Origin of the sequence: Arcobacter sp. CECT 8985 (assembly GCF_004116495.1) — a bacterium.
GTDB lineage: Bacteria > Campylobacterota > Campylobacteria > Campylobacterales > Arcobacteraceae > Malaciobacter.
Window position 1 is genome coordinate 15,749 of record NZ_PDKC01000019.1, and the last position, 13,007, is coordinate 28,755.

General features: G+C 26.0%; 8 protein-coding genes. 5 read left to right on the forward strand and 3 right to left on the reverse strand.

Translation table 11 applies throughout. The features are described 5' to 3' along the window. Nucleotides 1-33 precede the first annotated feature (33 nt). Entirely contained in the window at nt 34-1,593 is a 1,560-nt protein-coding gene (locus tag CRU93_RS09075; protein ID WP_129103884.1) for a nitrite/sulfite reductase, read from the forward strand. A gap of 12 nt (nt 1,594-1,605) precedes the next feature. On the opposite strand, the gene CRU93_RS09080 is transcribed toward CRU93_RS09075, so the two are convergent. Next, nucleotides 1,606-2,988: a chloride channel protein gene (locus tag CRU93_RS09080; protein ID WP_129103885.1), complete on the reverse strand. Its 1,383-nt coding sequence runs from the start codon at nt 2,986-2,988 to the stop codon at nt 1,606-1,608. A gap of 199 nt (nt 2,989-3,187) precedes the next feature. On the opposite strand from CRU93_RS09080, the gene CRU93_RS09085 reads away from it, so the two are divergent. The 4 genes from CRU93_RS09085 to CRU93_RS09100 all read left to right on the forward strand — a co-directional run bounded on the left by CRU93_RS09085 (nt 3,188) and on the right by CRU93_RS09100 (nt 8,567). Further along, nucleotides 3,188-3,622, forward strand: a complete 435-nt coding sequence (locus CRU93_RS09085; RefSeq protein ID WP_129103886.1) for a hypothetical protein — start codon at nt 3,188-3,190, stop codon at nt 3,620-3,622. Nucleotides 3,623-3,774: 152 nt separating this feature from the next. After that, nucleotides 3,775-5,589, forward strand: a complete 1,815-nt coding sequence (locus tag CRU93_RS09090; RefSeq protein WP_129103887.1) for a PhoX family phosphatase — start codon at nt 3,775-3,777, stop codon at nt 5,587-5,589. An 86-nt stretch (nt 5,590-5,675) separates the two neighbouring features. Further along, on the forward strand, nt 5,676-7,346 hold the full coding sequence (locus CRU93_RS09095; RefSeq protein WP_129103888.1) for a hypothetical protein: 1,671 nt from the start codon (nt 5,676-5,678) through the stop codon (nt 7,344-7,346). A 72-nt stretch (nt 7,347-7,418) separates the two neighbouring features. Further along, on the forward strand, nt 7,419-8,567 hold the full coding sequence (locus CRU93_RS09100; protein WP_129103889.1) for a glycerate kinase: 1,149 nt from the start codon (nt 7,419-7,421) through the stop codon (nt 8,565-8,567). 9 nt (nt 8,568-8,576) lie between these two features. Here the strand turns inward: CRU93_RS09100 and CRU93_RS09105 are convergent, their stop codons facing one another. Both CRU93_RS09105 and CRU93_RS09110 read right to left on the reverse strand, forming a co-directional pair. Beyond that, nucleotides 8,577-10,598: a dynamin family protein gene (locus tag CRU93_RS09105; RefSeq protein ID WP_129103890.1), complete on the reverse strand. Its 2,022-nt coding sequence runs from the start codon at nt 10,596-10,598 to the stop codon at nt 8,577-8,579. After that, nucleotides 10,595-12,925: a dynamin family protein gene (locus tag CRU93_RS09110; protein ID WP_129103891.1), complete on the reverse strand. Its 2,331-nt coding sequence runs from the start codon at nt 12,923-12,925 to the stop codon at nt 10,595-10,597. Before CRU93_RS09110 ends, CRU93_RS09105 begins: the two co-directional genes overlap by 4 nt. Nucleotides 12,926-13,007: the final 82 nt, after the last annotated feature.

Consider the following 13,007-nt stretch of genomic DNA (forward strand, 5'->3'; position numbering starts at 1 on the left):
TTGAATAATAATTAATAGGTTAATAGGAAAATTATGGAAAAAGAGTTATCAAAATTAGAGCAGTTAAAAGCATCAAGAAATCCATTAAGAGTTATAGATGATATATATAAAGAAGCACTTGAAGGAATACCTTTAAGCGATGATTATATAGGGCTTCTTAAATGGTATGGAATGTATCCGCATATTAATAGTGAAAATAAAGAAGATAAAAAATATTTTATGAAAAGAATAAAACTAGTAGATGCTTCTTTAAATCTTGAACAACTTAAAGTTATGGCAAAAATTGGTAAAGAGTATGCGCAAGGTTTAGTTGATTTTACTGTAAGAGAAAATGTACAGTTTCATTTTATTCAAATAAAAGATTTACCAACAATATTTGAATTACTTAAATCTGTTGGATTAACTTCAAGAATGGCTTCAGGTGATGGACCTAGACCAATTGTTACTTGTCCTGTAAGTGGAGTAGATGCAAATGAAATTTTCGATGTAACAAAGATTGTTAAAGAGATAGATACCTATTTTGATACGCATGAAGATGAATTCTGTAATTTTCCAAGAAAATATAAAATATCCGTAAGTGGATGTGCCTGTCACTGTTGTGGGCATGAAGTTCAAGATATTGCATTTACTGCTTTTAAAAGAGATGATGAAGTGATTTTTGATTTAACTTTAGCAGGTGGTTTAGCAAAATCAAAACAGATTGCATATAGAGCAAATAGATATGTAAAACAAGAACAAATAAAAGACGTAGCAATTGCAGTTGCTGAGATATTTAGAGATAATGGTAATAGATATAATAGAAATAAAGCAAGGGTTAGACATCTTGTTAATGAATGGGGATTAGAAAAGTTTGTTGATGCAATTGAAGATAAACTTGGTTATAAATTGGAAGTAGGGGAAGTTGAACCAAAAATTACTCCAATTGAAAAAAGAAACCATTTTGGAATAAATAAATCAAAAGTAGAAGGTGAAAGTTTTATTGGCTTTGCTACAACTGCAGGAAGAATTCCTGGGGAAGATTTTGAAAAATTTGCACAGATTATTGAAAAATATGATGCAAAAGGAATTAGATTAACAACTACTCAAAATTTTATTGTTTATGGTGTAAAAGATGAAGTTGCAGAAGATTTAGCAAATGATTTTGATGAATTAGGATACCCATATAAACCAAATACTTTTAGAGCTAGAACTCAAAGTTGTACTGGAATAGAATTTTGTAAATTTGGTATTACAGAAACAAAAGCATATGCAAATAGATTGATAAAACATTTAGAAACAAAGTTTCCTAACTTTAATGAGTATGTAATGATATCGATTTCTGGGTGTGGAAATTCATGTTCTCATCCACAAGTTTCAGATATTGGACTTGTTGGTTGTAAAACAAGAGTAGATGGCCAAAGAGTTGATGCTTATGATATTCAATTAGGTGGTCATTTAGAAGGAACAATAAAAAGTCAAATTGCAAGATCAACAAAAGTTAAAGTACCTGCAGATGAAATTCCTTCCTTTTTAGAAAAATTAATTACGGGTTACCAAGAAAATAATTTAGGAACAAATAGTTTTAAACAGTATTTAACAAAAGTAGAGATTTAAAAAAGAGAAGAATTAATCTTCTTCTCTAGTTCTTCTTCTTATATTTTTTAATTTTCTTCTCATAATAACAATCTTTTCTTTACTTTTTTCGGATAAATTTATCTCATTATGTTCTAAATTTTTACCAAATTCTATACTTAATAAATCAGATTTTTTCATCTTAAGTATTTGAGAGAAATAGACACTTCTATGTCCTGTTATAAGAAAACTAATAACTGCACTTATTGCTGCGTAGTGAGCAATTTCAACACCAAATAATTCAACCGCCATAATTGTTGCAGCAATAGGAGCATTTGCAGCACCTGCTAAAACACTTGTAAATCCTAAAGCAGCAAATAGTGCTAAATGGTCTCCAAAAAGTGTTCCTAGGAAGTGCCCACTTGTTGCACCAATATAGAAAATAGGAGTAATAACTCCACCACTTCCACCTGCTGATAGGGTAATAGAAGTAAAAATGGTTTTCATAATAAATGCATACCAAGGAATTTGTGAATCTCCAACTGCAGGGTCTGAATATAAAATATCAGAAATTGTATCAAGTCCTAAACCAAAATATCTATCTCCTACAAAAAATGAAAGGAAAACTAATATTGATCCACCAAGAAAAGCTTTTGCATAAATATTAATATCTATTCTTTTTATATAATATTCAGATTTTTTAAAAGCAGTAATTAAAAAATCTGAAACAATACCAAAAAATAACCCTGCAATAATAACTTGGAAAATTAATGTAATTTCAATTGGAATAGATTGAGCAAAATGTAAATTATAATATGTATAATTAATACCTAAAATTTTTGAAGTAGTGTATGCAGCAAAACCCGATATAAAAGATGGTAAAAGTACATCATACATAATAATTCCGACAATTAAAACTTCAATACCAAATATTGCACCTGATATTGGAGTACCAAATACAGAAGCAAAACCTGCACTAATACCACAAATAACAAGTTTTTTTCTATCTGCTTTAGAAAATTTAAAAATATCAGAGATAAAAGAAGCTGCTCCTGCACCAATTTGTGCACCAGGACCTTCCTTACCAGCTGAACCACCTGCAAATAGTGTTAATAATGTAGCAACTAATTTAACAGGAATAACTGAAACTTCAATTTTCCCATCTTTTTTATGTACTGCTTCAATTACTTTTTCTGTTCCATGTCCTTTTGCATTTGGTGCAAATTTTTTAACTAAGAAAACACTTAACATTAAAGCGAATGGTAGTAAATAATAATAATGAAAAGGCAAAAATGATCGACTGCTTTCTGCAGCATGTATGGAGTTTAAGAAAAAAGTGATAATAAAACCGATTGTTACACCAATAAATGAAGATAATAATACCCATTTTGTAACACTAAAAAATATAATTGATTGTTCTATAATATGTTTCTTCATGTAAGCACTTAATAATAGTTTTTTATTAATTTTAACGAAATTAATATGAATTTAAGATAATAAAAACGATAAATTTCATAATTTTGATGCCTATTTTTAGGCGTGTTTTTAATAAATGTCAAAAAAAATACAAAAATCAACCATAAATAACCTTAAATTTTGCTATAATATATATAGATATTAGAAAAAAAGGTTGATAGTGGAAGATTTAGCGAAAGAAATTTCTGAAGTTATAGTTTCAAGTAGAATTACAAATATGACAGATAATATGGATGATGTTATAGATATTTTACAAAAAGATGAGAATCTTTTAGGAGAAGTTGAAAATCTATTAACGAAAGATGATATTGTTTGGGTAAACAAAAATAATAATAAAATATTTTTTGAAGTTACTTTTGATAGTGATTATCCAAGGTCTGTAAATAGTAAAATTTTAGATTTAGATACAGAAGTAAAATGGATTGAAAATCAAATCTCAAAAGAAGAGAGTGAAATCAATTGGGAAAATATTAAATATAGATATAAAAGAGCTTTAAAAGAACTTGGGTTTAAAAATGTAACTTATTACCAAAAAGTAAGAGAAATAATATTAACTCATAAATCTAAAAAATGGAGATTTTTAAATAATAATTAAAAATCTTCAAATAAAATCATCTAAAATCAGCTAACTTATAATTTTGTGTAGTCTTTTTATTAAAATGACTACACTATTCCAAATAAAATGTAATTATATTGTAACTATAAACATATACAATCCTGAATTATTATTCAATTTAGGAGAGTAAAATGAGAAATAAAGTAATTACAGCTTCAGTTGTTGCTGCATCAGTGCTATTTACAGCATGTGCGTCAAAATCAGATATGACTAATTCTACAGTTGAACACAATATTAAATTTAATGAAGTCCCTGTTCCAACAACAGATAATCAAAAAAGAAAAATAATTGCAACAAATCAAATTACAGTAGATGGTAGAAATACAAATATTTCTTATAACACTATTATTAGAAGTGGAGATAAAGTAGGGGATGGTATTTTTGGTCTGTTATATGATAAAAATGGTAATCATATAAGACAAAAAGATGGTTCACTAAGAATCTCTAATTCTAATGATTTTGCTTCATTATTGCCAGTTGGAAATAAACTTTTTATGGTATCACACTTTGAAAGTAGACCAGCAGCTATGTATTTAACAGAATTAAAACAAGAATCAAATGGAAAATTAAAAGCTGTTAATACTAAAAATATTGATTTTTCTAAAGTAAATGGATTATGGGTTCCATGTGCAGGAAGCGTAACACCATGGCATACTCACTTAGGAAGTGAAGAGTATGAACCAGATGCAAGAAAAATTGCAAGTGATGGATCTTTAGATGATTATTATGCTCCTATGGCTGATTATTATAATAAAGATTTAAAAGCATTAAATGTTTATGATTATGGATGGGTTCCTGAAATATCAGTTTTAAATGAAAAAGGTGATGTTAAAGTTGAAAAACATTATTCAATGGGGAGATTTGCCCATGAGTTAGCTTATGTTATGCCTGACGAAAAAACTGTATATTTATCAGATGATGGAACAAATGTGGCTTTATATATGTATGTAGCAGATAAACCAAAAGATTTAAGTAGTGGTACATTATATGCTGCAAAATGGAAACAAAAAAGTAATATTAAAGCTGGTTCTGCAAATATTAAATGGATTAATTTAGGTCATTTAAGTGATGAATATGTAAAAGCTGGATTAGATCAAAAGTTAACTTTTGATGATTTATTTGAAGTTTCAGATTCACCAAAAGAAGGATTTTCTTCTATAAATACGACAATGGGTCATGAATATTTAAAAATTAAACCAGGAATGGAAAAATTAGTTTCAAGAATGGAAACAAGAAGATATGCAGCTATTAAAGGTGCAACTACTGAATTTAGAAAAATGGAAGGTATTACATATAATCCAAATGAAAATAAAGTTTATTTATCAATCTCTGAAATTGCAAAAGGGATGGAAGATAATATGAAAAAAGGCAAAGTAAATAGCAAATATGACGATGGTGGAAATAATGATATTAGAGTCAAATATAATAGATGTGGTGCAGTTTATGAATTAAGTCTAGCTGGTACAGATGCAATTAAATATTCTAATGATGGCTCAGATATAAAATCATCATATGTTGTAGAGTCTATGAAAGGATTGATTGCTGGTATGGAAAATAAAAAAACAGATGAAATGGCAAAGGCAAATAAATGTTCTTTAGATGGTTTGGCAAATCCAGATAATCTTACTTATATTCCAAATACAAATACTTTAATAATTGGTGAAGATACAGGATCAGGGCATCAAAATGATTTTATTTGGTCATACAATATTAAACAAAATAAATTAACAAGAATATTAACTTCACCTTATGGTTCTGAAACAACATCTCCTTATTATTATAATAATATTGGAGGTCATGGATATTTAATGGCGGTTATTCAACATCCTTATGGTGAAGGTGATGCACTTACAAGTGAAACTAATATGCCAAAGAATGCAAACTCTGTAGGAGATATGAAGGCATATACAGGTTTTATTGGACCACTTCCCGTAATTAGTAAATAAGGATTTAAAATGAGTTTTAAATCTTTAATTGAAGTACTACTTTTTTGTAGTACTTTTATTATTTATTATATTAAAGTAGAAAAAAGATGAAGTATTTATTTTTCTTACTACTAATAACAATTGAGTCTCTTCATGCAAGTAAAGTTGATTTAAAAGATACAATTTTTTATAATCCAACAGCTTATATAACAAGTCAATGTTATACAAAAACTATTCATGAAAAAGATAATAAACTATTGAGTAATCCATGTTATTCTTGTCATAGAAAAAATAAAATTCCAAATTTCACATCTTCTGATAGTGATTTACAAGAAGAGTATTCTTTTCCATCTTCTGCATTAAAAAATCCATGGATAAATTTGTTTAAGGATAGAACAAAACAAGTTAGTAAAATATCAGATCAAGAGATTTTAAAATATATAAAACAAAATAACTATATAGATAAAAATAGGAATATTATTCTTGCTAAAAAATTAAAAAATCTTCCAACAAATTGGGATGCAAATAATAATGGCAAATGGGATGGCTATATCCCTGATTGTTATTATAATTTTGATAAAGAAGGTTTTGATAGGAATAATAAAGGTGATATTACTGGATGGAGAGCATTTGCATACTATCCATTTCTAGGTACATTTTGGCCAACAAATGGTAGCATAGATGATGTACTTATTCGTCTTCCAAAAATATTTTGGAAAGATAAAAAGGGAAAAATAGATTTAGAAGTTTATAAAACAAATTTATCAATAGTAGAGAGTTTACTAAAGCAAAAAGATATATCAATAGAAAATATAGATGAATCAAAATTTGGTATAGATTTAAATAAAAATGGCAAAATTGATATTGCAAGTAAAATTGTATTTAAATGGAAAATACCAGATTATGATATTTCGACAAATAAATTAAAAAATTTTACTATGAGTTATGTTGGTTTAGCTCAAATAGCATTGTTAAATAATCAAATACATATTGCACCAGGTTTGTATCCTAAAGGTACAGAATTTTTGCATTCTGTTAGATATTTGGATATTACGAAAAATTCACAAATAAAAATTTCTTCTAGAATGAAAGAGTTGAGATATGCCAAAAAAAGATATTGGTCAACATATTCTCAATTAGAGCAAATCAGTGCAGAAGAGATGAAAGATGAGAGTGATTATCCTGATAGAGCAGAAAAATATACAGGTAATATAGAAATAGGATTAAATAATAAAAGAGGTTGGTATTATCAAGGTTTTATTGAAGATGAAAAAGGTAATTTAAGACCTCAAAGCAAAGAGGAAACTCTTTATTGTATAGGTTGTCATAGTAATATTGGAGCAATTGCAGATTCTACATTTGTATTTCAAAGAAAGTTTGATACAAAATCTTTAAAATATGGTTGGTATCATTGGACACAAAAAGGATTGAAAGGTATTAATGATAAAAAATTAATTTCAAATAAAACAGAGTATGCACGATATTTGCAATTAAATAAATCAGGTGATGAATTTAGAGCAAATGATGAGATAATGAAAAAGTTTTTTAATAAAGATTTGAGTTTAAAAAAAGATGCTTTAAATAAATTAAAAAAAGATATTACTTTTTTAATTATGCCAAGTAAACAAAGAGCACTTAAACTTAATAAAGCATACAAAGTAATAGTTGAAGAACAAAGTTTTATTTATGGTAGAGATGCACATATTAAGCCTATTAATACAGTACATAAAGTAGTTAAAGAGAATCAATTAACAAAGATTAAAAAAGTTAATAATTAAAAAAGGTGAAAAACTTGTAAAATAGTATATTATAAAGTTTCTTATTGTATTATTTTAATTCAAGGAGATTTTATGAAAATATTAATAGCAAGTGATTCATTCAAAAATTCATTGTCTTCACATAATGTGGCAAATGCAATTGAAATAGGATTCAAAAGAGTTCTTGATTATTTTGAATATGAAAAAGTTCCCCTTGCAGATGGTGGAGAAGGAACTATTGATAGTCTAAAAGATAGTATAAAAAATTATGAAGAAATTGAAGTTGACGTTCTAAACCCACTTGAAGAAAAAATTAAAGCAAAATATATTTTGACAGATGATAATACAGCAGTAATTGAAATGGCAAAATCAACAGGTATTGAATTGGTTAAAGAAGAGAATAGGGATATTTTAAATTCTACATCTTTTGGTTTTGGGCAACAAATAGCTGATGCAGTTAAAAAAGGTGCAAAAGATATTATTCTTACAATTGGTAGTAGTGCTACAAATGATGTTGGAATAGGAATGCTTCAAGCTCTTGGAGTAAAGTTTTACGATGAGCATAATGAAGAGATAAGTCATAAAAAAATTTTAACTGCAAAAGATATTTATAAAATTGAAAATTTTGATATCTCTTCATTGAAAAAGTTTATTGATATTAATTTTGTAGTTGCTTGTGATGTTGATAATCCTCTTACGGGAAAAAATGGTGCAACTTATACTTTTGCAAAACAAAAAGGTGCATCTGCTGATGATATTTTATTTTTAGAAGAGAGTATTTTAAAATATAGTAATATTTGTGAAAAAAGACTTCAACAAAAAGTTCATAATGAGAAAGGAACAGGAGCAGCAGGTGGAGTTGGTTTTGCTTTACAAGCATTTTTAAAAGCAAAAAGTAGAAGTGGAATTCAAACTATAATTGAATTTATTAATTTAGAAGAAAAAATTGCTAATTCTGATCTAATAATTACTGGTGAAGGTAGAGTTGATGAACAAACTATCTATGGAAAGACTATTATGGGTGTTTTAAATATCGCAAAAAAATATGATAAACCAGTAATTATAATAGCTGGTGGATTAGATGAAGGATACGAAAAATTATATTCGTATGGGGCAAGTGCTATTTATGATATTACGCCAATTAGTAAACCTTTAGAAGAACTATTACCTCACACAGAAAAAAATCTTATATCAACTGCATATGCAATTGCAAATACTTTAGCAATTGATATAAATAAATAAAAAGAGTATTTATATACTCTTTTTTATTTCTATTAATTTATCTATTTTATTTTTAAAGTTTTGTTTTTTAGATTCTACAAATTTTATTCTATCTTCATTTATTTCTAAATATTGTTCTTTAGAATATTTAATGATTTTAAATAAATAGTTTCTTTTTGATGTTAGAAAATCTTCAATTTTTTCAAATGCAAAATTTGCTCTTAATTTAGTCAAAATTTCATCTTCTCTTGGATGATTAACACTAAATTTTGTAGGCTCTTTTTTATACAAATCTTCAGATTCTTTTATTTGTTGTTCAAAATGTGCAATAGTTGCTTGAGTTGTTTGAATATAAGAATATGATAATGCACCATTAAAATAAGCAAATTTCTTTCTTAAAGCTGAGATATTTTCTAATATAGCTTTTTGATAATCTTTTAATACATTTTCATGTACTTTTGCAGCAAAGTGCCTTGTATTTGAAAACTCTAAATCAGATGCAATTTCTCTGTGCTTTCTTATCTTTTCATAGGCTTCTTGCCATTTGTGTACTTCTGATTCTAGTTTTCTGTATACTTCTCTGAAAGCTTCATCTGTTTGTAATTCATTATTTTTTAACATTTTAATAGATCTTTTAAACATTTTATCTATTGTTTGATCATCATAAAATAGATTTTTATAAACATTGTCACTATCAATCCAATATGTTTCATATTCAAATTTTTCTATTTTATTACCAGTTAGAAAGTTTCCTTTCTTTTCTTGATATCTAGTTGATTTAACTCTTTTTATATTTTTAAAAGTTTCATTTGCTATTTTTTCCATAATATTCTCTAAAGAATTATATATATTATATAAATCTTTAGAGTATTTTATATGAATTTCATCAAATGCATTGATAACTTTACTTTCAGTATTTTTTAAAATATCTTCTAAAGAATCATAAGAACCAATAATCGTTTCATACTCTTTTATTAAAATATCACAAACACCTCTTAAATCATTTTTAATTGAAAACTCTTTTGCTTCTTTTGCTTGTGGTCTAATTGTATTTTCAATAAATTCTAAAACTTTATTAATATTTGAATCTTCGACTAGTTTTAGATCTTGAGTATCATCTTTTATTTTAATTTTTGATACTTCTTGTTTAAAATCATTAAATTCTTTATCAAAAAACTCTATTGATTCAACTTGTAAATTTTCACTTAGTTTTGATTTGAATTTATTAGTAATTTTTTCATAAGCACTTTCAAGTAATATACTTTTTTGGTGTTGTCTTGAATCAAGTGCTTGTTTTGCAGAAATAGGTATAACTTCTGCAAAATATTTACCAAACTTGTTTTTTATATAGTTTGTAGTTGTACTAATTTGTTCATCTGTAAATTTATCTTTTTGATTTAATACACATAAAGATTTATTTTTAAAGTGTTGCATATACTCTTCTAATACTTCTGCCTCACTCATTTTACCTGCATTATCAATAAGAGTTAACCAAATAATACCACCTACATCTCTTAAAACTCTTCTTGTTGTTTCTGTATCATTTTGTGATTGTGAGTTAAGACCTGGAGTATCAACAAAAGAGATATCTTTTAAAATATCCATTGGAGCATATAATGTAAGATATTTTACATCATCTAATTCATCTTTTCTTTGGTCTGTAAAATCAGCAATTGCATCAATACTATGGTACTCTTCAGCACCTGATTTATAAGTAATCTTAAGTTTATACTCTTCACCATAATTAATAAAATTTACTTTTGAAGTAACAGGAGTTATTCCTGTTGGTAAAATATTTCTAGATAATAATGCATTTAAAAATGTAGATTTTCCAGCACTAAATTGTCCTGTTATTGCAACTTCCATTGGATATCTTGCTTTTCTATTAAATTTATCTAAAATTGATTTTAATTGAACTGATGGCATAAATTCATCATCTAATAGTAAATCTTTTACTCTATTTATATTTCCTGTAATACTATCATCATATACGACCTCTTTTTTTTCGTATGCAAATTTATATTCATTTATAAACTGTTGTAATAGTTTCATTTTTTACAACCCTCTTTTATACTTTCTAATTTTTTTAATTTTTTATGAATTTCTAGAGATAAAGTATCTCTATTTTTGTCATTTTCTTGAGCAAGTTTTAACTGATTATTTAGAATCTCTTCATCACTTTTTAATTTATCTTCAAAGTGTTTTAATGGAGCATTTAATGCATCAAAAAAGTTATTAATCAACATTTGTGATATTTCATTTGCTTTTGTTGTAATACTTTTTTCAATAGTACTAAACTCTTGTTTTAAAAATAGTTCTATTTTTGATTGCAATTCTTCTAATTTAGTCGCTTTTGTTTTATTTACTGCATTAATTATTTTTGATATTAATATGTCATTTGATTTTGTTAAAAAACCACTTTTAAAGTCTTCTTGAAAAAAACCTCTTGCATCAAAATTATCATTTTTATGACCAATGGCAAATCCAAAATCATGATATTTTTGTTCACAAATTTCTCCAATACTTTGAGATTTTTTAATAAACTTATATCTATAATCTCTTATAATATCAATGATTCCATCTTTTATTGCTGTTTGTACAATACTTTTTGTTCTAGAGTCTTCAGGTTTTTTCTTATGTTTTTCATAAGTATATTTTACATCACTTATTACTCTTTGTTTTATAACATTTTGAAGTTCAATTAACTCTGATACTAAAAATGTTTCTAATGAATTTATATAGTTTTTTGTATCATCCTTATAATATAAAATATCCTCTTTCATAGCTTGGAATATCTTCTCATTAGCAGTTTTTTTTCTATTAAAATTTTTTAATTCAGCTTCTAATTCATCTTTTGATTTAGATAATAATCTTAGCTCATAATTAAGTGCAGAATTTTGTTTTTCTATAGTTTTAATTAATTGAGATTTTGCACTTTTTACAATCAATTCACTTTTTGAACTATTTTTACCAAATAAAGAATCATTTAAATAATCTTCTATTTCAAGAATTCCTGTATCTTCTATTTTAAATCCTGCATCTAATGCTTCTTGCTGTCTATTTGTTCTATGAAGTAATGCCATTCTCCCTGAAATTGGTATAAATTTTATTGTTTTTAAAATATAGTCTAATTTACTATCTTTATTTAAAGCTTTTAGTTGTTGTTTTATTGAAGCTTTTGTATATTCAATTACTTCTTGTAGTTGTTCTTTTGTAACTGTATCTGCTCTTGTTATAACAATTAATAGTTTTGATATATTTTGATAAAGTAAAGCATCAATAATAAATTCTACATCTTTAAGTGTGGCACTTTGACTTACATTCATTAAGTGAAGCATCATATCACAATTTGATAAATACTCTTTTGTTATCTCTTCTCTTTGAATAACTGGGTCATCAAGTCCTGGAGTATCAACTATTTCAATTCCATCTTTTAAAAAATCTAAATTGGATTTTAATTCTACAAATTTTACAAGGTTACATTTTTTACCACTAGCTTCTGCTGAGGTAAAGGCTGCAAGATTGTTTATATCAACACTATCATTTCTTGATTCATCTTTTATATAATTATTTAATTCATCTTTAAATATTGATTTTGTTTCTATAACAAAATCTTTGATTGATTCAATTTCATTTGCACTATTTTCAATTCTTTCCCACTCTTTTTTATTCCAATAAAAAACATTTGCACTTGGTGTTTTATCATATTTTACAATTGTTAAGTTTGCAGTCTCAGGAACAACAGCACTTCCTAATATTTCTTTGCCCATTAGTGCATTTAACATTGTTGATTTTCCAGCATTCATAACACCAGTAATACCAATTGAAAATTTTTGATTATTTATATAATTAATTGTTTCATCTAAATTATTTTTTAATTCTTCTTTATTGAAAAGCTCTTTTAATTCATTAACAATATCTTCTATTTGATTTTTATGCTCTTTAAATGTTAAGTTATTATCAATATAAATTTCTGAGTTTTTATTCTCTTCTACAACTAGTTCACTAGGATCAAATAATGATATTAATTTTTCATTGTCTGCATTATTTAAAATATGTTCATTTTTTAGATATTCAAACGTACTGTGAAGTTTTTCTATCTCATCTTTATTGTTATGTTGGGAAATTATTTCTATTAAGTTATATTGTAATTGATATAATTCATTAATTGTGTTAGGTGTATTATTTGTTATTTTTTTACAAAGTTTATTGAAAGATTTTAAAGGTAAATATTTTTCATAATTTTTTCTTGTTGCACTTAAAATTAGCGCAGCAACTTCAAAAAATTCAGCTTCATTTGTATTTTTGATTTCATAAGAAATCTCTTTTTTTACTTGACTACCATGGTAAAGTAAAAAGTAATCGTTTGCTAAATTCATTTTGTCTCCATACTTATTAAATAGAAAAAGTTAATTACCATATAATATGGTAATTAACTTTTTTATTTATAGGGTTATTTTT